Source organism: Achromobacter sp. D7-1, from assembly GCF_059760445.1.
In genome coordinates this window covers 17,556-42,964 of sequence record NZ_JCBAMT010000062.1, presented here as the reverse complement: position 1 = coordinate 42,964, position 25,409 = coordinate 17,556, and the positions used below count along the sequence as shown (strand labels likewise).

Below are 25,409 nucleotides of genomic sequence, written 5' to 3'. Positions count from 1 at the left end.
GCGGCAACCTTGCCGCCCCTGGCGCTTTTACGTTACTGCGCGCCGGTCAGGCGAAATCGAGCACGATGCGGCCTTCGATCTGGCCGCGGCGCATGCGGTCGAACACGTCGTTGATGTTCTCCAGGCTTTCAGTGGCCACGGTCGCATGCACCTTGCCCTCTTCGGCGAACTGCAGCGATTCCTGCAGGTCCAGGCGCGAACCCACGATGGAGCCGCGCACGGTGACGCCATTGAGCACCATGTCGAAGATCGACAGCGGGAAGTCGCCCGGCGGCAGTCCGTTGAGCGCCACGGTGCCGCCGCGGCGCACCATGCCCAGCGCCTGCTCGAAGGCCTTGGGCGAAACCGCCGTGATCAATGCGCCATGCGCGCCGCCGATCTCGCGCTTCAGGTAGGCGGCGGGATCGGTGGTCTTGGCGTTGACCGTGACTTCGGCGCCCAGGCGGCGGGCGAAGTCGAGCTTGGCGTCGTCGATGTCCACCGCAGCCACGTTCAACCCCATGGCCTTGGCGTATTGCACCGCCATGTGGCCCAGCCCGCCGATGCCGGAAATGACCACCCAGTTGCCCGGACGGGTATCCGTCATTTTCAGGCCCTTGTAGACCGTGACGCCGGCGCACAGCACGGGCGCGATGTCCACGAAACTGACGTTCTTGGGCAGCAGGCCCACATAGTCGGCTGCGGCCAGCGCATATTCGGCGAAGCCGCCGTTCACCGAGTAGCCGGCGTTCTGTTGTTGCTCGCACAGGGTTTCCCAGCCGCCCAGGCAATGCTCGCAATGCCCGCAGGCAGAGTACAGCCAGGGAATGCCGACGCGGTCGCCTTCTTTCACATGGGTCACGCCGGCGCCCACCGCCACCACGTGGCCCACGCCTTCGTGGCCGGGAATGAAGGGCGGATTGGGCTTGACGGGCCAGTCGCCTTCGACCGCGTGCAGGTCGGTATGGCATACCCCGCAGGCCTCGATCTTCACCAGCAATTCGCCCGGACCCGGGCGCGGCACCGCGACTTCTTCGATTGTCAGGGGCTTGCCGAATGCTCGTGCAACCGCTGCTTTCATGGTTTTATCCATCACTGCCTCCGAAGTCTGATCAAGATTCCTTATGCTCGAACGTGGACGCTTTCCCGACCATGATTTATATCAACCGAGGCGGTTGCCCGCTGATGCAGGAAACGTGTGGTTGCAGAAAGAGGCCGGTGTCTGGGGACGAATCCGACCCGCGGCCGCGTCTTGCCGCCGCCGCGGCAAACGGCGTACAGTCAGCCGTAGGCATCCCGGCCCAGGCCCAAGGCCCAGACCCGAGTACCAGGAGTTCCCATGTGTGAAATCTTCATCCGCGCCAGCGAGCAGTCCTACGCGCCCGAAACCCGTTCGCTGCGGTTGCATGGCGTGGCCACCAGCCTGCGGCTGGAACAACTGTTCTGGCGGGTATTGGAAGAAATCGCCGGCCGCGACGGCATGCGCGTGACGCAGCTGATCGAACGTTTGTACGACGAACTGATCGAGTACCGGGGCGAGGCCGCCAACTTCACCTCATTCCTGCGGGTGTGTTGCCTGCGCTACCAACTGCTGCAGGCCGAGGGCCGCATTCCGTTGGACGCGGCCGTGCCGATCGGCTCGCTCAACCCCCAAGCCGTATTGGAAGGCCTGCCGCCCACGCTGTACGACGCCCAGCCCCTGCGTCCCAAACGCAAGGCCGCGTAACGCATCCGCGGTGGCGCTGCCGCAGCGCCAAAAAACAAGGGCCCGAACTATCGGGCCCTTTGTTCTTATTGCCGCGTAACGCGGCTGGCGTTCAGCCGCCGGGTTGGATCGACGCCATCGCCACTTCGTTCTGCACGATGCGGCGGATGCGGACCGCATCGCCGATGCGCGAGAGCTTGCCTTGCGAATCCAGCAGCACGATGGCCAGGTCGCGGCCGTTGATGCGGGCCAGCATGACCAGGCATTCGCCGGCTTCGTTGATGTAGCCCGTCTTCGATACCTTGATGTCCCAGTCGGGCTTGCGCACCAGCAGGTTGGTATTGCGGAAGGTCTGCGTGCGGTTGTTGACCTCGACGTCGTACTCGGTATCGGTGGAGTAGCGATGGATCAGCGGGCGCTGGGAGGCGGCGCGCAGCAGGCGGGCCAGGTCGTGCGGCGACGAGACGTTGTCGCTGGACAGGCCGGTGGGTTCGATGAAGCGGGTGCTGGTCATGCCCAGCGCCTGCGCCTTGGCGTTCATGGCGGCCACGAACGCGGGCAGGCCGCCCGGATAGTGGCGGCCCAGCGCGTTGGCGGCGCGGTTCTCGGACGACATCAGCGCCAGGTGCAGCATGTCGCCGCGCGTCAGCTTGGTGCCCACGCGCAGGCGCGAGGTAGTGTGCTTGAGGCCGTCGACGTCTTCGTCGGTGATCTCCAGCATTTCATCCATGGGCAGGTTGGCGTCGACCACGACGACGGCGGTCATCAGCTTCGAGATGGAAGCGATGGGGCGCACCACGTTTTCGTTCTTGGCGAAGATGACCGTGGAGGTTTCCAGGTCCTGCACGTAAGCGGTGGTCGAGCGCAGGGCGGCGGCTTCGGCGCGCACCGAGGAGGCGGGCGGCGGCATGGCGGCCGAACCCAGCGCTGCGGCAGCGGCGGCGCGTTGCGCGCGGGAAGGTTTGTTGGGCTTGCCGTTCTTGCCGGCGGCCGCGCCCTTCTTGGGCGGCGTGCCCTTGGCGGCGACCTGTTTGCCGCCCTTGGGGGCGGCGGCTTTCTTGCCGGCGGAGGATTTGGGAGGAGCTTTCTTGGCGGAGGAGGCGGCCTGTTTGCCCGAGGCGCTCTTGCCGGAGCTGGCCTTGGGGGCCGGGGCCTTCTTCGCTTGTTGCGCCTTGCAGGCCGACGACTTGGCGTTGGTCTTGCAAGGGTCCGTATTCTTCGCGGCTTGCGCGGCGGGGGGCAGGAGCGCGCACACCGCCAGCGCCACAGGCGCTATCGCGTTCGCAATCGCACGTTTCCAGGAAAATGCCATGGTTTGAGCTGGCTTGTCAGTCTGTGAGTAAATATTTCTTAAGCCGGCGTTTCGTCGGGTCAGAAAAAGTCCAGATGAATTAGAGGCTTACGCGTCGAATTTAAACAGCAATTTCAAGTTGCGCGCAAGACGATTCGCTATCATCGTCGAAAAAAATAATAGTGACGTATTGACGCTCGCTTCAATTCGTCACAAGACAAGTCCGAGAAGCTAACGGCAGGCGGCGCGTGAGCGTAGCCCGGATTAACCCTCATCTGGCTGAATGTGCGGTTTTTGTCTCTGCCGGCGCAGCGCAATACGTGCTCAGAAGAGAGCTGTCGCATCAGGCGGACGGGGAACATGCTGGGGAAGGAAGGCGTCGGAACCGACGCCAAAGTTGGCCTCGCCGGGTGGAATCGAACCACCAATTGACCCTTAGGAGGGGCCGGTTATATCCATTTAACTACGGCGAGACTATTTCCGATCAGGCGGCAGGGTCGGTCGAAGGGACCGTGCTTGCTCACTAAGGCCTTGATATCGCTACGATTCTTCCGGTCCTGAGTTTATCACCGGGGACACGGGCTTCGGCGCAGGACGCAAGTCTATCAGCAGGCGGCGCAAGCCCCAAATCCGCGGCCCGCAGCCTCGCGCCGCGGACCCGGCGCTCGACGTGGCTATTGCCTGGGCCCGGAAGCTATTTGTATATGATGTCCGAGTCCCGCGCGGCGCGCCGGACCGTCCCGAGGAGGGGGCGGCGAACCAAAACAACGAAGAACAGGTTTCATGTCTAGCCAAACCGATACGAAATTCACCCGCACCCTGATCGTGGGCACGCTGGTCGTGCTGCTCGCCATGGGGGTGCGCGCCACCTTTGGCCTCTTCATGCAGCCAATGGGCCTGGCGCAGGGCTGGGGCCGCGAAGTGTTCTCCATGGCCTTCGCGCTACAGAACCTGGTGTGGGGCGTGGCCTGTATCTTCATGGGCATCATGGCCGACCGCTACGGTTCGGGCCGCACCATCGCCCTGGGCGCGCTGCTGTACATGCTGGGCATGATAGGCACGCGCTTCGCCACCGATGAAGCCACGCTCTACCTGACGGCCGGCGTGCTGGTCGGGCTGGGCCAGGCCGGCACGACCTTTCCGGTGATCCTGCCGGTGGTGGCCCGCGCGGTACCGCCCGCTTATCGCAGCACGGCCATGGGTATCGCCAGCGCCGGCGGCTCCCTGGGCCAGTTCGCCGTGGTGCCCACGGGCCAGGTGCTGATCAGCGGCCTGGATTGGCCGGGCGCATTGTGGGTGTTGTCGCTGTTCGTCGCCTGCGGCGCGCCGCTGGCCTACTTCCTGCGCGGCCGTCCGCAGGCCCACACCGGGCCGCAGCAATCGCTGGCCTCGGCGGTCAAGCAGGCGGTGCGCCACCCCTCGTTCCACTTCCTGTTCTGGAGCTACTTCGTCTGCGGCTTCCATACCGCCTTCATCACGCTGCATCTGCCGGCCTACGTCAGCGATGGCGGCCTGAGCGCGGGGCAGGGCGCGACCGCCATCGCGCTGATCGGTTTGTTCAATGTGCTGGGCTCGTTCTATGCCGGCAAGCTGGGCGGCAAGTACAGCAAGAAGCGCCTTTTGGCCGTGGTGTACGGCATGCGCGCCTTTGGCATCCTGCTGCTGTTGTGGATGCCCTTGTCGCCATGGGTGCTGTACGCCTTTGCCGCGTGGATGGGGCTGTTCTGGCTGGGGACCGTGCCGCTCACGCAGGGGCTGATCGGCCAGATCTACGGCCTGCGCTACGCGGCCACCTTGTCCGGCATCGTCTTCCTGGGCCATCAACTAGGCAGTTTCATCGGCGTATGGCTGGGCGGATACGCCTACGCCAAGACCGGCAACTACGATGCCGTCTGGTGGCTCGGCGTGGCGCTCGCCATCCTCGCCGCATTGCTGTGCCTGCCGGTGCGCGAACAGCCGGTGGCCCAGCCGGCCCCGGCCTGAGGCCGGGCTTGCCAGGAACGTTATGACGCCCTCGACCCATTCCGGACCCGCCGCCCGCCGCCATCGCGGCTGGCGCATCGCGGGTGCGCTGGCCCTGGTTGCGGTCATGGGCCTGGCTTTCTGGGGCTACACCACGCCGGAAATGCAGATCCACTGGGAAAACCTGGCCGCGCTCTGCGGCTTCTAGGCGCGTTTTCCGCTCGGCCTCGCGGTATCCTACGGCGGTATTTCTTCCCTCATCGCGCGCCGCTTCCGGCGGGCGCTCCGGATACCCATGCAGGACTCTTTGCCTTCCTATCCCGATCTATCGCTGCCGGACATCGGCGGCATGCCCGCCGCCGACACGCTGGTGCTCACGGTGAACAACCGCCTGTCGCGCCGTCTCACGCTGGAACTGGCCGGGCTGCTGCGCCAGGAGCGCCAGGTCAGCGAATTGCCGCGCATCCTGCCGCTGTCCGCATGGCTGGCCGATGCCGCCGATGAGCTCGCGTTCGAGACCGACGATGATGTGCCCGCCTACCGGCTGGACAGCTTCGCGACACAATTGGTGTGGACCGAGGCGATCCGCGCGGAAGAGGCCGAGCGCGTGCTGCTGGACGCCAGCCAGGCCGCGCGCCTGTCGATGGACGCGGACCTGCTGATGGACGAATGGCAACTGCAAGTGCCATCGGGCGCGGACACCGACGAGTACCGCGGCTTCGCGAAATGGCGCGCGCGCTATCGCCAGGCGCTGGCTGGCATCGATGCCGAGGACGCCAACCAGGGTTATGCGCGCGTGCTGCGGGCGCTGGAGGACGGACGCCTGCCCATTCCGCAGCAACTGGTGTTGGCGGGATTCACGGACATATCGCCGCGCTTTCGCCGGCTGCTTAGCGCCTTCGAGGAACAGGGCGCCGCCGTTGCGCAGTGGCGCGATGCGCAACGGGTCGAAACCGCGGCCCGCCGGTACGAAGCAGCGGATCAAGGCGCGGAATGGCGCGCCGCCGCGGCCTGGGCGGCCGAGCATCTGAAGGCGCATCCGCATGGCCGCTATGCCATCGTCTCGCCCCAGCTGGAGGCGGAATCGCCTTTCGCGCGGCGGGTGCTGAGCCAGGCCCTGGCCGGGTGCGGAGGTGAAGCCGCATACGCCTTCAACGTGGCAGTGGGGCGGCCGCTGAACGAATGGCCCATGGCGCGCGCCGCGCTCGCATGGCTGCGCGCGCTGGCCGAGTGCGCGCCGGGCAAGGGATGCAGCGTCGAGGTGCTGGGCGCGGCCCTGCTGGGCGGACATTGCGCGGGCGATGTGCGCGACCGCGCGCGGCTGGCCTCGATCGATGCGCGCTGGCGGCGCCAGGCGCAACTGCACGTCAGCCCGCAGGATTGGCGCAAGCTGCTGGCGGACCTGCCACTGTTGGCGCAGGCCTGGAACCAGGCCATGGAGATCTGGACGCAGGGCGGCCGCCAGGCCACCTGCGACGTGTGGATGCTGCGCATGAAGGCCGCTTTGATGGCGCTGGGCTTTCCCGGCGAAGGCGTGCTGGACAGCGTCGGCTATCAGGTGATGGGCGCGCTGGGCGATGCGCTCGGCAGCTTTTCGGCGCTGGCGCCTGCCGCCGGCCGCCTGGGCGGCGTGGCCGCCGTGAACCTGCTGGAAAGTGTGGCGCGCTCCGCGTCGTTCCAACCGCAGCGCGACCCCTTGGCGCGCCTGGACGTGCTGGGTTTGCTGGAGGCCGAGGGCGGCTATTGGGACGGCGTCTGGATGCTGGGCCTGACTGACGACGTGCTGCCCGCGTCGCCCAAGCCCAACCCGTTGTTGCCGCTGGCCGTGCTGCGCCAGGCCAAGGCGCCGCGCGCCACGCCCGAACGCGAACGCGAATGGGCCGAAGGCATGTACGCCGCACTGTGCCGCTGCGCGCCCGAGATCATCGTCAGTCATGCGCACATGGACGGCGAGCGCGAGCTGCGCCCGTCGCCGCTGATCGCGGCAGCGGCACTGACCGACTGGGCGCCGGCCGCAACGCAAGCGCTGTCGGCCTTGCCGCAGGAATCGCTGGACGATGCGCAAGGTCCGCCCCTGGCGGCCGGCAACCGGGGCGGCGGCGGCCTGGACGTGCTGGATACGCAGGCCCGCAATCCGCTGTGGGCCTTCGTGCGGCATCGCCTGGGCGGACGCGAAATGGCGCCTTATGCCGACGCAGCCACCGTCAACGTGCGCGGCCAATTCCTGCACAAGGCGCTGGAGCTGGTGTGGGGCATGATGCCCGACCAGGACGCGCTGCACGAGGTCATGGCCACGGGCCGCCTGCCCGCCTTGCTGGAACAGGCGGTGGCGCAGGCCGCGGACGAGGAATTGAAAGACTATGCGCCGGCTTTGAAGACACTGGAGTGCCAGCGCGCCCAGGCGGTGCTGACGTCCTGGCTGGACATGGAGGCGCAGCGCCTGCCCTTCGCGGTGGCGCAGGTGGAAAAGAACCACCAGTGGCAGCGCGGCGCGCTCAACCTGAAGCTGCGGCTGGACCGCATCGATACGCTGGGCGACGGCCGCAACGTCATCGTCGACTACAAGACCGGCGTGGCGGCGGCCAAGCCCGAACCGGACTGGTCGCGCAGCCGGCCCGTGAACGTGCAGCTGCCGTTCTACGCATCGGTGCTGGCGGACGCCGCGGGCGGCGAAGTGGCGGGCCTGGTGCTGGCGCAGATCCACGCGCGGCAGGTCGCTGCGCAGGGCCTGGCCGACGAGGACCTGGGCGTGTCTGGCGTCACGCTTGCCAGCGACAGCAAGTACTTCGACGGCTTGTCCTGGCCCGAAATCCGGCAGCGCTGGCGCACGGCCATCGAAGCGCTGGCCGACGAGTATGCCGAGGGCTACGCGGCCAACGTGGCCTATCGCCGCGATGATTTGAAATACTGCGATGCATTGCCGTTCTTGCGTTTGCATCTGGACGACGAGGACGCATGAGCCATGGCTGAACAAGAACGCTTGCCGCACGACCACGCCGCGCGCGCCGACGCGCTGGATCCGACCCGCTCGTTCCTGGTGCAGGCGCCGGCCGGCTCCGGCAAGACCGAACTGCTGACGGACCGCATCCTGGCGCTGCTGGCGACCGTGAACCGCCCGGAAGAAATCGTCGCCATCACCTTCACGCGCAAGGCCGCGTCCGAAATGCATGCGCGCGTGCTCAGCAAGCTGCGCCGCGGGCTGGACGCGCCGCCCGAGGCCATGCACGAGCGCCGCAGCTGGGAGCTGGCCCGCGCCGCGCTGGCGCGCAACGAGGCGCAGGGCTGGCATCTGCTGGACCATCCCGCGCGGCTGGCCATCCGCACCATCGACTCGTTCTGCGCGGGCCTGGTGCGCAGCATGCCCTGGCTGTCGGAACTGGGCGGCATGCCGGAGATCACCGACGACGCGCGCGCCCACTACGAGGCCGCCGCGCGCGCCACCCTGGACTTGGCCGATGACTACGAGGCCGTACGCATCCTGCTCAAGCACCTGGACGTGGATGTGCAGGCGGCCAAAGAGGCCATCGCCGACATGCTGGGGCAGCGCGACCAATGGCTGCCGCTGCTGCGCCACGGCTCCGACCGCGAGGGCATGGAGGCCATGCTGGCCGAGGCCATAGGCGAAGACCTGGACGCGCTCAGCGAGGCCATGCCCTATGGTTGGGCCGAAGCGCTATGCGGCCCGGCGCGGCTGGCTGCCGCCAATCTGCAGGATGGGGAAGCGGAGAACAAACTGCAGGCCTTGCTGGACTGGACGGAAGAACCTCCGCCTGACGCCGAGGCGCTGGAACTATGGCAAGCCGTGGCGCACCTGTTGCTGACCGGCACCGGCACCTTGCGCAAGACAGTCAACAAGAACTTGGGCTTTCCCGCCAAGTGCGCGCACAAGGAGCCGTTCGTGGCGTGGCTGGAAGCCGCCGACGCGGACGCGGCCTGGGTGCGCCGCCTGCATGCGGTGCGTGACGTGCCCGCGCCGCATTTCACCGATGCGCAATGGGAAGTGCTGGGCGCGCAGCTGATGACCCTGGCGCTGGCGGTGGCGCAGCTGCGGCTGCGCTTTGCCGATACCGGCGAGGTGGATTTCATCGAGATCGCGCAGCGCGCCGCGGCCGCGCTGGGCAGCGCCGACGATCCTGGCGAATTGCTGCTGAAGCTGGACGCCTCGATCCGCCATCTGCTCATCGACGAATTCCAGGACACCAGCCAGACCCAGCTGGACCTGCTGCGCACCTTGACCTCGGGCTGGCAGCAGGGCGATGGCCGCAGCCTGTTCCTGGTGGGCGATCCGATGCAGTCCATCTACCGCTTCCGCAAGGCGGAAGTGGGCTTGTTCCTGGAGGTCGCCGATATCGGCGTGGGTGAGCTGCTGCCGGACTTTCTCAACCTTACCGACAACTTCCGTTCGCAGGCAGGCATCGTCGAATGGGTCAACCAGTCGTTCGCGCAATTGCTGCCCCGGCGCAGCGACGCGGCGGCGGGCGCCATCGCCTACAGTCCGTCCACCGCCTTCCACGAAGCATTGCCGGAGCCGGCGGTACGCTTCCATCCGGCCTGGTCGCGCGAGGGCGCGGCCCCTGCGGAAACGCAAGCCGAGGACATCGCGGTGGACCTGGTGCGTCAGGCGCTGATTGACCACAAGGGCGCCAAGCATCCCGTCGCCGTGCTGGTGCGGGCGCGCAGCCACCTGGGCAATCTGACCCGCCGCCTGGCGCAGGAAGGCATACGCTGCCGGGCGGTGGATCTGGTGCCGCTGGCCTTGCGGCCGGTGGTGGCGGATCTGGTGCAACTGGTGCGGGCCTTGTCGCACCCCGGCGACCGCCTGGCCTGGCTGTCCGTGTTGCGCGCGCCGTACTGCGGCCTGACGCTGACCTCCTTGCAACGCCTGTTCGGCGACGATCACATCACGCCGGTGCCGGTGCTGCTGGAACGCGCGCTGCGCATCGCGCCGCAAACCGCGCCCGTGGCGGCCGCGAGCGCGCCGCAGGGCTCCCTGTTCGACGCGGCGCCCGACACGCCGGAAACGCCGGCGGCGCAGAACGTGCTTGGCGCCGACGAGTTCGAGCGCTTGCGCCAGGTGGCGGCCATCCTGCTCGACAAGCGCAACGCCGCCGGCGCCATGCCCTTCGCGGCCTGGGTGGAGTCGTTGTGGCGCCGTCTGGGCGGCCCGGCGTTGTATGCCGGCCTGTCCGTGGCCAACGACGCGGAAAGCCTGTTCCAGCTGATCGAGCGCCTGGCGCCGCATGGCGCCATCGATGTCGCCGCGCTGGATACCGGCATCGCGCGGCTGTTCGCCGCGCCGGACGCGGCGGACGAGGACACCGGCGCGGTCGAAATCATGACCATGCACAAGTCCAAGGGCCTGCAGTTCGAAACGGTCATCCTGTACGGCCTGCACCGCGCGCCGCGCGGCGACCAGGCGCCGCTGGTGCGCTTCGAGCAGAGCGGCGGCCGCGTGCTGTTCGGCCCGGTCAAGCCGCGCGCCGAAACCGAGGCCGATCCCTTGTCGCGCTATCTGGGCGCACGCGAGGCGCGCCGCGCGTCCTACGAAATCGACCGCCTGCTGTACGTGGCGGCGACGCGGGCGCGCAAGCGCCTGCACCTGGTGGGCCACGTATCGGTGGACGAGGCCAGCGGCCAAGTCAAGACGCCATCGTCCGCCAGCCTGCTGGGACGCTTGTGGCCTTGCCTGGCCGTGCCGACGCCGCCGTCGCTCGATGGCGAAACGATGGCGCCGCAGGCCGACGGCCCCGAGTGGCAGGGCGAGCCCCTGCGGCGCGTGGACCGCGCCGGCCTGGCGCAACTGGCGCGCATGGCGGACCTGGTCGTCAGCCCCGGCTTTGGCGCCGCGGCGCGCGGCGCCTGGGGCGATGGCGGCGAGCATCCGGCGTGGCAACTGGAAGCCGGCTACGACGCCGCCATCGGCACCTTGTCGCACGCCTGGCTGGCGCGCATCGGCCAGGACGGCGTGCACGCTTGGTCCGCCGACGCGCTGGCGCAGCGCCTACCCGCCATGCGCCGCCAACTGACGCGCGCAGGCATCCCCGCCAGCCAGGCGGACGCCGCATCCGAAGCCGTGCTCGAAACCCTGCAAGCCACCCTGGCCGACGAACGCGGCCTGTGGCTGCTGTCGCAATCCGGCGCGCGCCGCGAATGGCCCCTGATCGACGCCGCCGGCAAGGTATCCGTCATCGACCTGGCCCTCAGCACCGAAGACGGCTGGCTCATCGTTGACTACAAAACCGGCCGGCCGCATCCGGGCGAGGCGCCAACTGCCTTCGCCACGCGCATGCGGCAGCGGCACGGCGACCAGTTGCTGCGCTATTGCGCGCAAGTCACGGCGCTGGACGGCCGCACGGCGCGCGCCGCGCTTTACTTCCCGCGGGCTCGCGCCTGGATCGATCTGTAGCGCGGGCCGCCTGCCCGGCGGCCCTCAGGTGAACGAGCGCACCGAGTTATTGATGCCGCGGGCGCAATCGAACACCAGCGGCCCCAGGCGCGCCAAAGCCTCTTCGAGAGTCCAGCGGCTGGTCGGCGCCACGATATGCACGGACGCAACGGGCGTGCCGCGCTGGCCCATGATGGGCGCGGCGATCGTCATGTCGCCGAGGAACAGTTCTTCCTTGTTGTGCGCGATGCCTTCGCGCCGCGCCTGCCGGACGATCTCCATCAGCTTCGCCGGATCGGTCTCGGTCCATTGCGTATGGCGCTGCAGCGCAGAGGCGTCCAGGATGGCCTGCGCCTGTTCCTCCGGCAGCGCGCCGAGGTAGGCGCGGCCGCTGGCCGTGCAGTACATGGGGATGCGGCTGCCGATGGGCATGTGGATGGGAATGAACTTCGCCGCCACGACCCGCGACACATACACCATCTCGTGGTCCAGGGGTTCGGTCAGGTTGACCGTTTCCCCCGTGATATTGGACAACTCGGCCAGGAAGGGATTCGCGGCTTCGACCAACGGGTCGGCCGCGATGTAGTTGTAGCCCAGCTCCAGGACCCGCAGAGTGGGGCTGAACTTGCGCGTCTTGGGCGACTTGCTGATGAGCCCCAGCTTTTCCAGCGTGTACACGGTGCGCTGGGCTGTGCTGACGCTCGTGCCCACGGCTTGCGCCACTTCGGACAGAGACATTGCGCTCTGCGCACCACGGAACGCGAACAGAACTTTCAGTCCCCTCGCGAACGAGTGGTTGAACATGCCTTCGTCGACTTCCAGTTCGGCCTGTTCCAGCATTTTCGGCTCCTCGTTTTCCCGTATTTTGGGTATTAATTACCGCCTAGCGATAATAATAAACCTTGGTGCGGGATTTTACTATTGCCCAAAGCTTATCTGCTCCAATATCCTGCGCTCATTCATCGGTTTTGCCGGAGTGTGTGAGCATGGGGCAGGGTCAGAAAACAGCGGGGACGCCGATCCTCCAGATCCAGAACGTCACCAAGACGTTCGGCGCGTCGGCGGCGTTGAAGGGCGTGAGCCTGGACGTGCGCGAAGGCGAGTTTCTGACGCTGCTGGGCCCCAGCGGTTGTGGCAAGACCACGCTGATCCGGATCATCGCCGGCTTTGAAACGCCTACCTCGGGCGAGGTGAAGATAGATGGACAGTCGATCCTGTCATCGCCGCCGTACCGCCGTCCGCTCGGGATGGTGTTCCAAAACTTAGCCCTGTTTCCGCATCTCACCGTCGCCGAGAACATCGGCTACGGCTTGAAAATGCGGCGCGAGCCGCCCGCCGCCATCCGCAGCAAGGTGGAGCGGTCGCTGGCGATGGTCGGCCTGGAAGGCTACGGCGCCCGCTACATCGGCCAGATCTCGGGCGGACAGAAGCAGCGCGTGGCGCTGGCGCGCGCCATTGTCATGGAGCCCCGGGTTCTGCTGCTGGACGAGCCGCTCGGCGCCCTGGATATGAAGATCCGCCGCCAGATGCAGACCGAGTTGAAGCTGATCCAGGAAAAACTCGGCACCACTTTCATCTTCGTGACGCACGACCAGGAAGAGGCGTTGACCATGTCCGATCGCGTCGCCGTGTTCCGCAACGGCCTGATCGACCAAGTCAGCGACCCCGCCACCATCTACGAAAAACCGCAGACCCGCTTTGTCGCTGAGTTCGTGGGAGACACGAATTTCTTCGAAGGCGTGGTGCAGGCCGGCGCGGTCCGTCTCGACTGTCCGGAACTCGGCTGCGAATTCGATCTGCCGGACTCGCGCTTCGCGGCAGGCAGCGCAGTGGGCATATCGCTGCGGCCGCAACACCTGAAACTGGCGCCCGCCGGCAACGTTCGCTTGCAGGCCCGCGTGGAGCGCCGCGTCTACGCCGGACAGAACACGCGCCTCTGGCTGCAGGCCGGCGCCCGGACCCTGATCGCCGATTGGCCAGCGCAGGACGGGCAACCGTTGCCGGCGCAGGGCGAAGCCGTCGGACTGACCTGGGACGACAGCCGCATTTCGGTCGTCTCCCTCTAGCGCTGTTCACTCTCACTGGAGTCGCACAATGAGCACCTATCGATTTGCCCACTGGACCGTCGCGGCGGTCATGGCCGTTTGCGGCACCGCTAGCGCGCAGGAAATCACCATGGCTACCTGGGGCGGTGGCGTGGGGGCGGCGTGGCGCGAGGCTTACGCGGAACCCTTTACGAAGGAAACGGGAATCGGTGTGAAGATCGTCGAAGTCCCCACTCCCGAGGCTCAGGTGCGCGCGCAGAAGGATGCGCCCAAGTTCAATGCGGCGCTTTCGTCGTTCTTCGAGGCCTCGCAGATGTACAGCGACGGCCTGCTCGAAGACTTCGACATGAGCGAGGTTCCCGCGCTGAAGAACGTGCCGGAGAAGTACCTGCTCAAGGCGCCTTCCGGACGCCTCATAGGCGTCAGTACCTACTTCGCGTACTACGGCATCGCGGTCAACAAGGATCTTGCGAAATCTTCCGACTTCTCTTCGTGGAAGGCGCTGGGGGATTCCAAGTGGGCGGGAAAGCTGTCGGTCACCCGTCCGGTCTACAGCTCGGCCTACGACCTGACCATCATGTCCGTAGCCGAAGGCGGCAACGAGCGCGACACCGCCAAGGGCCTGGCGTTGCTGACCGCTTTGGGCAAGAACTCGTTGGCAATGTATAGCTCGATGGCGCAGATGAACCAGCTGCTGCAGCGCGGAGAAGTGACGGCTGCGCCCTACTACTCGACCCGCGTCTGGCAGATGAAGCGCGACGGGCAGACCAACATTGAGATGGTGATTCCGAAGGAGGGCGCGCTGATTCTTCCATACATCGTGGTTGTGCCCAAGAAGGCGCAGGGCCGCGCCAGCTACCTGAAGTGGCTGAACTATGTGGCCCAACCGGAGGGCCAGTCGCGCATTGCCGATATTGCCGGCTACCTGCCGCTGAACAGCACGGCCAAACTGTCTCCCGCGACAGAAAAGGAACTGGGTCAGCCGCTGACCGCCCTGCGCGACCAGCTCTATCAGCCGGATTGGAACTACATCGCCGAATCCCGCAAGTCGCGCATCGAGCTGGTCGAACGCGCGATGGCGGGCGCCGGCCGGTAAGCCCGGAGAAGCCGCAATGAAATCGACCCGGCCGCCGCTGATCCTGCTGCTTCCCCCGGCGATCCTGATCCTGATGTTCCTGACGGGGATCGCCTATCTCGCCGTGGAATCGCTGCGCACCGCGGACGGCTTTGGCCTGGGCAATTTCGTGCGCTTCTTCGAACGGGCCGATTACGTCGCGGTACTGCTGCGCACGATAGGGGTCGCGCTGGTCGTCACGTTCTTTTCCGTGCTGGTCGGTTATCCCATCGCCTATGCGATTTCGCGCTATCGCGGCAACCGCAATTTCCTGATGATGCTGGTCATCACGCCGTGGCTGGTCAGCGTGGTGGTGCGCACCTACGGCTGGGTGGTGATCCTGGGGCCCAAGGGCACGCTGAATTCGCTGTTGCTGTCGCTGGGTGTCATCGATACGCCGATGCGCCTGATTTTCAACATGACCGGGGTGGTGATTGGCCTGGTGCATGTCTTCAGTCCGTTTTTCATCGTCTCGGTGCTGGCGGTGCTGCTGCATCTGGATCGCGCCCTGGACGAGGCCTCGCAGACGCTGGCGGCCGGTCCGCTCAAGACCTTTTTGCATGTCACCCTGCCGCTGAGCCTGCCGGGTGTCATCACTGGCGCCATGCTGGTCTATCTGCTGTCGACCGGGGCCATCGTTACGCCGCTGTTGCTGGGGGGCGTGCGTGACGGCATGCTGGCTACGCAGATCTACCAGGACGTGCTGCAGGTTTTCGACTATCCGAAGGCAGCCAGCATGGCGATCGTGCTGCTGCTCGCGGCGTTCTCGCTGGTTATTCCCTTGCAACTGCTCGAACGCCGCGTCGCGGCGCGCGTGTCCGGAACGGGAGCCTGATATGCGCTGGCTATACCGCTTGCTGCTGGTTCTGCTGTTTGGCTTCCTGCCCTTGCCCATTCTGGTGGTGGCGGTGTCGTCGTTCACGTCCACCGGGTACTTCACCTTGCCGCTGGCGTCGCTCTCCTGGCGTTGGTATCTGGAGTTCTTCACCGATCCGCAATGGTTGGGTCTGTTGGCGGTCAGCGCCGGCATCGCCTTGCTGGTGGCATTCATCAGCACATCGGTGGCTCTGCTGGCCGCGCTCGTGCTGGACCGCAGCCGGATCAGGGGGGGCGGCATTATTGAAGCGCTGATCATGTTGCCATTGGTATTCCCCAACGCGGCGCTGGGCGTGGCGTTCCTGGGGCTGCTCGGCCTGCTCGGCGTCAGCGGCTCGTATTTGGGCATCGTATTGGCGCATTGCATCATCACGCTGCCGTTCGCGTACCGCCCCATCCTGAATTCCCTGCGCAAGTTGGACCCCGCGCTGGGAGAGGCAAGCATGAGCCTGGGCGCGCGGCCGGCGCAGGTCTTGCGCACCGTGACCCTGCCCATGCTCAAACCGGGGCTGATCACCGCCTTCCTGTTCTGCTTCATCGTGTCGTTCGACGAGGCGACGATCACCGTCTTCCTGGTCGCGCCGGACGTCAACACCTTGCCTGTGCGCATCCTCACGCAGATACAGGAAAGCGCCAGTCCCGTGATTGCCGCCATCGCCACGTTCCTGATTGTCTTCACGCTTGCGCTGGTGCTGCTGCTGGAACGCACGGTCGGCCTGGAGATGTTCGCCGCGCCAGAGCGCGACCACTGAATCGATTTTTCATGCCCGGAGCGCGATATGTACGAGATCCAGCCCGAAGACGCGGAACTTCTCAAACACTTCAGGACGACGACCACCAAGAACCGGCCGCTGAAGCTGAACCGCCTGCTCAACCGGTTGCGGATGGAGCCCATGGCCGGCAAGCAGGTCATCGTCTGCACCCAGCCTTACTCGGAGTACGCCATCGGCACGCTCGGCGCGGGGCGGGGCGATCCGGTCGAACTGGCGCCGCAGCGCTATGCCAAGCTGGCCGACGCCCAGTGGGCGCTGCTGAAGATCCGCTGGGCCATCCACTCGCCTTATCCCTGGCCGTCCGACCTGGACTGAACGCAGGCCGCCACACCGAGTCGCCCGAATCAAACTGACGGAGCTTGTATGTACGAGATCCTGGGGTACCCCAGCACCTGGACGATCGCGCCGGGAGAGACCATAGAATTCAAAGTGAGCTGCGCGCATGCGCTGCGCTATGACGCCGACCTGGTGCGTATCCGCAGCGGCGACGTTACGCCCGGCGCTCCCGGCTTGAAAGAGACCGTGGTGATGCAGGGCATCGCCACCGCCATCGCCGGGCGTCCCCAAGCCACCGAAACCGGTTCGCGCGCGGTGGCGCCCGCTTTCGGCGAGCCTGCCACGGGCTGCAAGAGCTGGATCCTGGCGGTGATGCCGACTTTGCCTTGCAACGGTGGCGATCAGGCGATCCTGTCGCGCTGGGACGACGCCGCGCGCGTCGGATATCTGTTGGGCCTGGATCGGGATGGCTGTCTGTTCTGGGAACAGGGCAGCGGCGGCAAGAGCGAGCGCGTCACGCTAGGATTGCCCATGACCGCGCGCCAGTGGTATCTGGTGGCGGTAACGCTGGACCTGGACTCGGGGACGGTCGATCTGCGGCAGGTGCCCGCCAACCCCTTGCTGGCCGTGAATTCGCATGCGCAGGCGAGCGGCCGGCTGCCGGCGGTCGATCCGGTCGCGTTGGCGCAGCTTCCGCTGACGATGGGCGCGGCCGCCACTGGCCTGCCGCGCCCACAATACGCCAAGCACTTCAACGGCCGCCTGGATTCGCCCACGCTGCTGCCGTATGGCGCCAGGGATGCAGACCTGGCGCAATTGCGCGTCGAGGCCCAAGGCCGCCGCCATGCCGCGCCGCCACTGCAGGCCTGGGATTTCTCGCAGCGCATCGACAGCGATGTGCTCGTCGACACGGCCAGGCCCTGGTCGGAGGGGCGCATCGAGAACCTGCCCGCGCGCGGCGTGCCCGGCCTGCGCTGGGATTCCAGCGTCATGTTCTGGCGCGAATGTCCCGACCATTTCGCCGCGCTGCACTTCCATGACGACACCCTGGAGGACGCGCGCTGGGAGACCGATTTCAGCCTGACCGTGCCTGACGACCTGCCCAGCGGCCTGTATGCGGCGCGCCTGACCGGCACAGCGGGAGAGCAGGAACGCATTACCTTCATCGTGCGGCCGAAGGCGGGCGGACCGCGCAAGCGGATCGCATTCCTCGCGTCGACGGCCACCTATATGGCGTATTCGAACTCGCACTACCGCCTGGATGAAGAAGGCATGGAAATGAAGTCGGGCAACTTCATGGTCCTGTATCCCTGGGAGACTTACCTGGGCGAACACCGCGAGTTGAGCCTTTCCATGTACGACACGCATTCGGACGGCTATGGCGTCTACTACGCCTCGCGCTTGCGGCCGGTCTTCAGCATGCATCTGCAATGCCGTACCTGGTCGTTGAACGGCGATACCCACTTCCTGGACTGGCTGGACGAAAAGGGCTTTGACTACGACGTCATCACGGACGACATGCTGCACGCCGAAGGCTTGCAGGCCCTGGAGGGCTACAGCGTGGTCATGACCGGGGCGCATCCCGAGTACTGGACCACGCGCATGTGGCAGGCAATGGTGGCGTACCAGGGGCAGGGCGGCCGCCTCATGTACATGGGCGGCAACGGCTTCTACTGGCGCTGCGCCTACCATCCCGAAAAGCCCTGGTTGATGGAACTGCGCCGCACCGAGACCGGCGCCCGCTACAGCGAGACGCCGGCCGGGGAGAGCTACCACAGCTATACCGGCGAATATGGCGGCACTTGGCGCCGCATCGGGCTGGCACCGCAGACGCTGACCGGCATCGGCACCACCGCGACCGGGTTCGACGCCTCGTCCTACTATCGCCGGCGGCCCGAAAGCCGCGACCCGCGCGTGGCTTTCATGTTCGAAGGCGTGGCGGATGAAATCATTGGCGATTTCGGCAGCAGCGGAGGCGGCGCGGCTGGCGACGAGATCGATCGCGTCGACTACCGGCTGGGTACGCCGCCGCATACGCTGATCGTCGCCCGATCGGAAAAGCATACGCGCTACTACAACGTGGTGCCCGAGGAGACGACCTACCACCACCCCACCATCAACGGTGAGGAAGCCAAGCACTGCTATGCGGACCTGGTGTTCTACGAGTGCCTGAACGGTGGTGCGGTTTTTTCCACGGGCTCGATCACGTGGGGGGCGTCGCTGGCCTGGAACGGCTACGACAACAACGTGTCGCGCATTACGGCGAACGTGCTGACCCGATTCGCGGAGGCCACCCCCTTCGTGTTCCCCCAGGCCAGCGGACGCTGAGATACACCATGCGCGCACCAGATTCGGCCGATGCCCCGCAATCCTTGTGGCAGCAGACCGCGGGGCAGGCGCCCGCCGCACCCGCCTTGGCGGCTTCCCTCCAATGCGACGTCGTCATCGTCGGCGCCGGCATTACCGGCTTGTCGACCGCCTTGCACCTGAGCGAACTCGGACTGCGCGTTTGCGTGTTGGATGCCCAGGAACCGGGCTGGGGCGCCTCCGGCCGCAACGGTGGGCAGGTCATTCCGGGCATCAAGCACGATCCAAAGGCGATCCTGGCGCGCTACGGCAAAGCGCTGGGAGAACCGCTATTGCAGATGGTGGCGTCTGCCTCCGACGCGGTATTCGAGCTTATCGAAAAGTATGCCATCGCCTGCCATGCCATGCGGGCCGGCTGGATACAGCCGGCCCACTCTGCTCGCGCATTGGAAACCGTGTCGGACCGCGCCCAGCAGTGGCTGGATCGTGGCGCAGCCGTGGAAATGCTGAACAAGGACGCCGTCAGCGCGAGGCTGGGCACGGACCGGTTCCTGGGCGGCTGGATCGACCGGCGCGCCGGCAGCATCCAGCCCCTGTCCTACACTCGCGGGCTGGTGGCGGCGGCGCAAGCGGCTGGCGCGTCGGTGCATGGCCATACCCGCGTCACGGCGCTGGAACGATCAGGCCAGCAATGGCTGGCGCGCACGGAGCAGGGCGTCACTGTCCGCGCCGAGCACGCGCTGATCGCGACCAATGGCTACACCAACGGGCTATGGCCCGGTCTGCAGCGCAGCGTCATCGCCGCCAACAGCTTCATCGTCGCCACCGGACCGCTGGATCCGAAGGCCTGCGGCCACATCATGCCCGGCGGCGTGGTGGCCTCGGACTCCCGCCGCCTGCTGCTGTACTTCCGCCGCGACCACGAGGGCCGTTTCGTGCTGGGAGGCCGGGGCCATTTCGCCGACCCCGCATCGGAACAGGATTGGGACCACCTGGTGCGTGGCGCGCGCATGCTGTTTCCGGAACTGGCCCGGATCCCCTTCACCTATCGCTGGGCCGGCCGGATCGCTTTGACACGCGATTTCGTGCCGCATGTCCATCAGCCATCGCCCAACCTGCATATCCTGCTGGGCTACAACGGACGCGGAGTCGCTCTCGCCACGCAGATGGGCCGCTACCTCGCCCGGACCATCGCTGCGGGCGAGTCCATGCCATACCCCGTCACCCCCATCAGGCCGCTGCCGTTCCACGGCCTCAAGCGTTTCTACATCGCGCTCGGCGTCGCCTACTACGGCCTGTGCGACAAGCTCTCGTAGAAGCGCGCCTCCATCCTCCTGAGTACACCATGACCATCCAACACATCCCCCAGACCCGCGACACCGCCCCGCTGGATGACCTCGGCCCGGTCGGCATCCCGCTCAGCGAACCCGCCTGCGCATTGCGCGCCAGGAAAATAGTGGTCCCCGGCGCCGAAGCCACCAGCGCCGGCATCTGGGAATGCTCCCCCGGCCAATTCCGCCGCCAGGTCCTGGAAGGCGAAATCATGCACATCCTGGCCGGCGAAGGCTCCTTCACCCCCGACGGCCAGCCCCCGCTGCAATTCCGCGCAGGCGACACCCTGGCCATGCCCCCCAATACCCAAGGCGTCTGGGATATCCGCACCCCCGTCCGAAAGCTCTACGTCCTGGCACCCGCCAGTTAGACGGAGAACCAAGCGAAGAACCAAGCGTCCAGTGAACAACGCCCCGCCCCAGCGCAGTTCGAAGACCCCGCAAGGCAAAGCGAAGCGAGGCGAAAGGACCAGCGAAGCGAAGTCCCAAACTCCCTCCCCCTCGGGGGGAGGGCTGGGGATGGGGCCCACATACTGCCCCCTGGGGCCCGCCGGCCGAGGTTCTAGCAAGCAAGCGAAGCGCAGCTCTGCTAGAATCTCGGCTGGCGGGCCCCTCCGCATGGTTCGGCGGTGAACCTGGTCAGGTCGGGAACGAAGCAGCCATAGTCGTTTAGGGTCAGTGCCGGAGTAAGGCTCGCCAACCGGATTCTTCAAAGCAACGCGTCATGCCAAACCCATGACGCGTTTGTTTTCAAGGGGGACGGGGTTATTTTCCAAGGATATCTTCCACGGGAATAAACCCGTCCCCTTTGCGTTTCAGGCCAGCTTCCGAAACAGGCTCTACAATCCACCCATGACTTATCTGGTACTGGCCCGCAAGTGGCGGCCGCGATCGTTCGATACCCTCGTGGGACAGGATCACGTGGTGCGCGCGCTGACGCATGCGCTCGACACCCAACGCCTGCACCACGCCTGGCTGTTCACAGGAACTCGGGGGGTGGGCAAGACCACGCTTTCGCGCATCCTGGCCAAGTCGCTCAACTGCGAAACAGGCATCACTTCCAAGCCTTGCGGCGTGTGCCGCGCGTGTACGGAAATCGATTCCGGGCGTTTCGTCGACTACCTCGAACTGGACGCGGCCTCGAACCGCGGCGTCGAGGAAATGACGCAGCTGCTGGAGCAGGCGGTGTACGCGCCGGGCGCGGGGCGCTTCAAGGTCTACATGATCGACGAAGTCCACATGCTGACCGGGCACGCGTTCAACGCCATGCTCAAGACGCTGGAAGAGCCACCGCCCCACGTCAAATTCATACTCGCCACCACCGACCCGCAGAAGATTCCGGTGACGGTGCTGTCGCGCTGCCTGCAGTTCAACCTGAAGCAGATGCCGGCCGATTCCATCGTCGGCCACCTGCAGGCCGTGCTCGGCCAGGAAGACGTGGGCTTCGAGGTCCCCGCCCTGCGGTTGATCGGGCAAGCGGCTTCGGGTTCCATGCGCGATGCCCTGTCGCTGACCGACCAGGCCATCGCCTACAGCGCCGGCAACCTGACCGAGGATGCCGTGCGCGGCATGCTCGGCACCATCGACCAGCGGCACCTGGTGCGCCTGCTGGACGCGCTGTCCGCCGGTGACGCCAAGAGCGTGCTGGCGGTGGCGGATGAATTGGCGATCCGCGGCCTGTCCTATGCCGGCGCCCTGGCCGACCTGGCCGTGCTCTTGTCGCGGGTGGCCATCGAGCAGCGTGTGCGCGGCGTGACGCCGGCCGAAGATCCCCTGGCCGGCGATATCGCCCGGCTGGCGCAGGTGTTGCATCCCGATGCGGTGCAGCTGTTCTATTCGGTTGCGGTGCATAGCCGCAGCGAACTGACCCTGGCGCCCGATGAGTACGCAGGCTTCATCATGGCCTGCCTGCGCATGCTGGCGCTCAATGGCGACGCTGGCCCGCAGACCGCGCTCGAAGCGCCTGCCGCGCCGGCCCGCCAGACGGCCGATGCGGCCGCAGCTCCCGCGCCGGTCGCCGCGCCTGCGCAAGCCCAGCCCGCACCCACACCTGCACCTGCACCTGCACCTGCACCTGCACCTGCTCCGGTCTCGGCGGCTGCCGCACCGGCCCCGGAACCCGCAATCGAGGCGCCAGCTGCGGCTCCGCAGGCGCCTGCGCCCGTCGAGTCCACCGCTCCCGCCGCTGCCGCCGAACAGGCTCCCGAGCCGGCACCGGTAGCCGCAGAACCCGAACCCGTCGCCGCGGCGCAAGCCCTGCAATCTACCCAGGCCGGCAGCGTGCCGCCTTGGGAAGACCTGCCTGCCGATGCGCCGGCGGCGCCCGAGACCGAGGCCGGCAAGACCGCCGGTTCGGCGGCGCTGGCGGTCACGCCGGCTACCGCCGCAGCCATTGCGCCCGTGCCCGCGCCGCAAGCCGACCATGGCGATGGCCCGCCTTCCTGGGTCGACGAAGAAATCCCGTTCGAAGCCGAAGGCGGTTTCGCGCCGGACAACGGTTTTACGTCGGACCCGGACGATGATGATTTCGAAACCCTGGCCAGCGCGCCTTCGGCTGCGCCGCCCGCCGCCGCGCCCGTCCGGCGCGAAGGCCCTGCGCCCGCGCGCAAGCGGCAATCGTCGCGCGCCCGCATGGCGGACATGACTTCCGAGACCTGGCCCGAACTGGCCGCGCGCCTGCCGGTCACCGGCCTGGCGGCGGAGTTGGCGCGCCAGAGCGCATGGGCCGGCGTGCAAGGCGACGCCATCATTCTGCGCGTGGCCGTCAAGACACTGGCCGAAAGCGAAAGCCGCGTCCGTCTGCAGACCGTGCTGTGCGAACATTTCGGCCAGGGCATACGGCTGGACGTCGAGGTCGGCGTAACGGGCGAGGCGACGGCGCATGCCGTGGCCCAGGCCGAACGCGCCGCCCGTCAGCAGGCCGCTGAAGACGCGGTCGCTGTCGATCCTTTTGTACAGGCGCTCGTCGCCGATTTCGGCGGCCAGGTCGTGCCCGGCTCGATCCGCCACGTCGATTCCCCCGCCGCCGCTGCCTGAAGCGGCGGCCATCTCTCATTCCCCTCATTCAAGGAAGCATCGATCATGATGAAAGGACAACTGGCCGGCCTGATGCGCCAGGCGCAGCAAATGCAGGAAAACATGAAGAAGGCGCAGGACGCGCTGGCCGACATCCAGGTCGAAGGCGCTTCCGGCGGCGGCCTGGTCAAGGTCACCATGACCTGCCGCCACGACGTCAAGCGCGTGGCCATCGACCCGTCGCTGCTGGGCGACGACAAGGAGATGCTGGAAGACCTGGTTGCCGCCGCGTTCAACGACGCGCTGCGCAAGGCCGAAGCCACCTCGCAGGAAAAGATGGCATCGGTCACCGCCGGCATGCCGCTGCCCCCGGGCATGAAGCTGCCGTTCTGAGCGCAGTCCCAAGGCCGCAATGGATCCGTTACTGCCCGAACCCGAGCCGCTCGTCTCGCTGATCGAGGCGCTGCGGCGCCTGCCCGGCGTGGGCGTGCGTTCTGCCCGGCGCATGGCCTATCACCTGCTGCAGCATGACCCGCAAGGCGCGGACATGCTGGGGCGGGCGCTGGCGGGCGCGGTCCAGGACCTGAAGCATTGCGCCCGCTGCAACAGCTTCTCGGAAGATGAGGTCTGCGGCACCTGCGTCAACCCCAAGCGCGATCCCTCGTTGCTGTGCATCGTCGAGACGCCGGCCGACCAGAACATGATCGAGTCCAGCCACGGCTACCGTGGCCTGTACTACGTGCTGATGGGCCGCGTCGCGCCGCTCGAAGGGATCGGTCCGCGCGAACTGGATTTCGAGCGGGTGATCAAGCGCGCGACCGACGGCGTGGTGCAGGAAGTCATCCTGGCCACCAACTTCACCGCCGAAGGCGAAACCACCGCCCATTTCCTGGGCGAAGCGTTGGGCGAACGCGGGCTGCGCGTCACGCGGTTGGCGCGCGGCGTGCCTGCCGGCAGCGAGCTGGAATACGTAGACGCCGGCACCATCGCGTGGGCGCTGATGGAGCGCAAGACCACCTGATTCCGCAGTACCAGAACGCCTTGCCGGCAATGTATCGGCAACGGCAAAACAGTGAGGTAGACAAACCATGTCAGCGCTGACCGGACTGAAGGTCCTGGAACTCGGCACGCTCATTGCCGGCCCGTTCGCCGCGCGCATCTTCGGCGAATTCGGCGCCGACGTCATCAAGGTGGAAACGCCCCACGGGCCTGACGGCACGGGCGGCGGCGATCCCATCCGCAGTTGGCGCCATCTGCACGAGGGCAACTCCCTTTGGTGGACGGTGCAGGCCCGCAACAAGCAATCCATCGCACTCAACCTGAAAGATCCGCGCGCGCGGGAGATCGCCCGCAAGCTGGCGCTGGACGCCGACGTGGTGGTCGAGAACTACCGGCCAGGCGTGCTGGAGAAGTGGGGCCTGGGCTACGAGCAGCTACGCGCGATCAATCCCGCGCTCATCATGGTGCGCCTGTCCGGTTATGGGCAGACCGGTCCCATGAAGGACCAGCCGGGCTTCGGCGCCATCGGCGAATCCATGGGTGGGCTGCGCTATGTGTCGGGCCATCCGGACCGGCCGCCCCTGCGCGTCGGCATCTCCATCGGCGATTCCATCGCCGCGCTGCACGGCGTGATCGGCGCGATGATGGCGCTGCGCCACCGCGATGCCACCGGCGGACGCTGGAACGGCAAGCAGGGCGTGGATAGCCAGGCGGGGCAGGGGCAGATGGTGGACGTGGCGCTGTACGAGGCCGTGTTCAACATGATGGAAAGCCTGGTGCCGGAATATGACGTGGCCGGCGTGGTGCGCGAGCGCACGGGCGGCGCGCTGCCCGGCATCGTGCCATCGAATACCTACACCACCCGCGACGGCCAGAACATCGTCATCGCCGGCAACGGCGACGCAATCTTCCACCGGCTGATGCGCGCCATCGGCCGCGATGATCTGGCCACGGACCCTGGCCTGGTGCGCAACGACGGCCGCGCCAAACGCGTGGAAGAGATCGACGGCGCCATCCAGCAGTGGTGCGGCGCGCGCGGCATCGAAGAGGCGCTGGGCGTCCTGAAGGGCGCCGACGTGCCCGTGGGCAAGATCTACAGCGTGGCCGACATGTTCGGCGATCCGCAATTCCTGGCGCGCCGCATGATAGAGCAGCATCGCTTCCCCGACGGCGCGCCGGTCAAGCTGCCCGCGGTGGTGCCCAAGCTGTCGGAGACGCCCGGCGAGACGCGTTGGGTGGGCCCGGTATTAGGGGAACATACCGAGGAAGTCCTGAAATCGCTGGGGTATGATTCAGCGGCTATAGAAGAGCTGGCAAAGACCGGCGCCATCGGTCTGCCCGACAACTAGGA

General features: G+C 66.7%; 20 protein-coding genes, 1 tRNA gene and 1 other RNA gene. 18 read left to right on the top strand and 4 right to left on the bottom strand.

Annotation, left to right across the window (positions count from 1 at the left end; translation table 11 throughout):
- Window positions 1-46: 46 nt before the first annotated feature.
- Window positions 47-1,072: an alcohol dehydrogenase AdhP gene (gene adhP, locus AC6LKD_RS23090; RefSeq protein WP_498117567.1), complete on the bottom strand. Its 1,026-nt coding sequence runs from the start codon at window positions 1,070-1,072 to the stop codon at window positions 47-49.
- Between the two features lie 246 nt (window positions 1,073-1,318).
- Here adhP and AC6LKD_RS23085 point away from each other — a divergent pair, with 246 nt between their 5' ends.
- The gene (locus AC6LKD_RS23085; RefSeq protein WP_013395628.1) at window positions 1,319-1,705 is read left to right on the top strand and encodes a ribbon-helix-helix domain-containing protein; all 387 of its coding nucleotides are present in this window, start codon (window positions 1,319-1,321) and stop codon (window positions 1,703-1,705) included.
- 91 nt (window positions 1,706-1,796) lie between these two features.
- On the opposite strand, the gene pbpG is transcribed toward AC6LKD_RS23085, so the two are convergent.
- Window positions 1,797-2,996 (bottom strand): D-alanyl-D-alanine endopeptidase, encoded by a 1,200-nt coding sequence (pbpG, locus tag AC6LKD_RS23080; protein ID WP_492276505.1) that lies wholly within the window; start codon window positions 2,994-2,996, stop codon window positions 1,797-1,799.
- 377 nt (window positions 2,997-3,373) lie between these two features.
- Window positions 3,374-3,448, bottom strand: a tRNA-Arg gene (locus AC6LKD_RS23075).
- 310 nt (window positions 3,449-3,758) lie between these two features.
- Here AC6LKD_RS23075 and AC6LKD_RS23070 point away from each other — a divergent pair.
- The 4 genes from AC6LKD_RS23070 to AC6LKD_RS23055 all read left to right on the top strand — a co-directional run bounded on the left by AC6LKD_RS23070 (window position 3,759) and on the right by AC6LKD_RS23055 (window position 11,343).
- Window positions 3,759-4,958: an MFS transporter gene (locus tag AC6LKD_RS23070; protein WP_013395626.1), complete on the top strand. Its 1,200-nt coding sequence runs from the start codon at window positions 3,759-3,761 to the stop codon at window positions 4,956-4,958.
- A gap of 22 nt (window positions 4,959-4,980) precedes the next feature.
- Window positions 4,981-5,145, top strand: coding sequence for a hypothetical protein (locus AC6LKD_RS23065; protein ID WP_498117566.1), 165 nt, complete (start codon window positions 4,981-4,983; stop codon window positions 5,143-5,145).
- 87 nt (window positions 5,146-5,232) lie between these two features.
- Window positions 5,233-7,896, top strand: a complete 2,664-nt coding sequence (locus tag AC6LKD_RS23060) for a PD-(D/E)XK nuclease family protein (RefSeq protein WP_498117565.1) — start codon at window positions 5,233-5,235, stop codon at window positions 7,894-7,896.
- 3 nt (window positions 7,897-7,899) lie between these two features.
- On the top strand, window positions 7,900-11,343 hold the full coding sequence (locus AC6LKD_RS23055) for a UvrD-helicase domain-containing protein (RefSeq protein ID WP_498117564.1): 3,444 nt from the start codon (window positions 7,900-7,902) through the stop codon (window positions 11,341-11,343).
- A 24-nt stretch (window positions 11,344-11,367) separates the two neighbouring features.
- On the opposite strand, the gene AC6LKD_RS23050 is transcribed toward AC6LKD_RS23055, so the two are convergent.
- Window positions 11,368-12,162: an IclR family transcriptional regulator gene (locus tag AC6LKD_RS23050; protein ID WP_013395622.1), complete on the bottom strand. Its 795-nt coding sequence runs from the start codon at window positions 12,160-12,162 to the stop codon at window positions 11,368-11,370.
- A 146-nt stretch (window positions 12,163-12,308) separates the two neighbouring features.
- Between AC6LKD_RS23050 and AC6LKD_RS23045 the strand changes: the two genes are divergently transcribed.
- The 13 genes from AC6LKD_RS23045 to AC6LKD_RS22985 all read left to right on the top strand — a co-directional run bounded on the left by AC6LKD_RS23045 (window position 12,309) and on the right by AC6LKD_RS22985 (window position 25,407).
- Window positions 12,309-13,388 (top strand): ABC transporter ATP-binding protein, encoded by a 1,080-nt coding sequence (locus AC6LKD_RS23045; RefSeq protein ID WP_498117563.1) that lies wholly within the window; start codon window positions 12,309-12,311, stop codon window positions 13,386-13,388.
- 28 nt (window positions 13,389-13,416) lie between these two features.
- The gene (locus AC6LKD_RS23040) at window positions 13,417-14,463 is read left to right on the top strand and encodes an extracellular solute-binding protein (protein ID WP_498117562.1); all 1,047 of its coding nucleotides are present in this window, start codon (window positions 13,417-13,419) and stop codon (window positions 14,461-14,463) included.
- 16 nt (window positions 14,464-14,479) lie between these two features.
- Complete coding sequence (locus AC6LKD_RS23035) at window positions 14,480-15,316, top strand: ABC transporter permease (RefSeq protein ID WP_332011503.1); 837 nt, start codon at window positions 14,480-14,482, stop codon at window positions 15,314-15,316.
- Window position 15,317: 1 nt separating this feature from the next.
- Complete coding sequence (locus AC6LKD_RS23030) at window positions 15,318-16,109, top strand: ABC transporter permease (protein ID WP_013395618.1); 792 nt, start codon at window positions 15,318-15,320, stop codon at window positions 16,107-16,109.
- Window positions 16,110-16,136: 27 nt separating this feature from the next.
- Window positions 16,137-16,445: a N,N-dimethylformamidase alpha subunit family protein gene (locus AC6LKD_RS23025; RefSeq protein ID WP_013395617.1), complete on the top strand. Its 309-nt coding sequence runs from the start codon at window positions 16,137-16,139 to the stop codon at window positions 16,443-16,445.
- 48 nt (window positions 16,446-16,493) lie between these two features.
- Window positions 16,494-18,734: a N,N-dimethylformamidase beta subunit family domain-containing protein gene (locus tag AC6LKD_RS23020; protein ID WP_498117561.1), complete on the top strand. Its 2,241-nt coding sequence runs from the start codon at window positions 16,494-16,496 to the stop codon at window positions 18,732-18,734.
- A gap of 8 nt (window positions 18,735-18,742) precedes the next feature.
- On the top strand, window positions 18,743-20,029 hold the full coding sequence (locus AC6LKD_RS23015) for an NAD(P)/FAD-dependent oxidoreductase (protein WP_498117560.1): 1,287 nt from the start codon (window positions 18,743-18,745) through the stop codon (window positions 20,027-20,029).
- A gap of 29 nt (window positions 20,030-20,058) precedes the next feature.
- On the top strand, window positions 20,059-20,415 hold the full coding sequence (locus tag AC6LKD_RS23010) for a cupin domain-containing protein (protein ID WP_498117559.1): 357 nt from the start codon (window positions 20,059-20,061) through the stop codon (window positions 20,413-20,415).
- A 232-nt stretch (window positions 20,416-20,647) separates the two neighbouring features.
- Window positions 20,648-20,745, top strand: an RNA gene (ffs, locus tag AC6LKD_RS23005) — signal recognition particle sRNA small type.
- A gap of 151 nt (window positions 20,746-20,896) precedes the next feature.
- Entirely contained in the window at window positions 20,897-23,080 is a 2,184-nt protein-coding gene (locus AC6LKD_RS23000) for a DNA polymerase III subunit gamma/tau (RefSeq protein ID WP_498117558.1), read from the top strand.
- Between the two features lie 45 nt (window positions 23,081-23,125).
- A complete protein-coding gene (locus tag AC6LKD_RS22995) occupies window positions 23,126-23,452 on the top strand; it encodes a YbaB/EbfC family nucleoid-associated protein (RefSeq protein WP_498117557.1) in 327 nt (108 codons plus the stop codon).
- A gap of 19 nt (window positions 23,453-23,471) precedes the next feature.
- Window positions 23,472-24,080 (top strand): recombination mediator RecR, encoded by a 609-nt coding sequence (gene recR, locus AC6LKD_RS22990; RefSeq protein ID WP_013395611.1) that lies wholly within the window; start codon window positions 23,472-23,474, stop codon window positions 24,078-24,080.
- Between the two features lie 67 nt (window positions 24,081-24,147).
- Window positions 24,148-25,407 (top strand): CaiB/BaiF CoA transferase family protein, encoded by a 1,260-nt coding sequence (locus AC6LKD_RS22985; protein ID WP_498117556.1) that lies wholly within the window; start codon window positions 24,148-24,150, stop codon window positions 25,405-25,407.
- Window positions 25,408-25,409 lie beyond the last annotated feature (2 nt).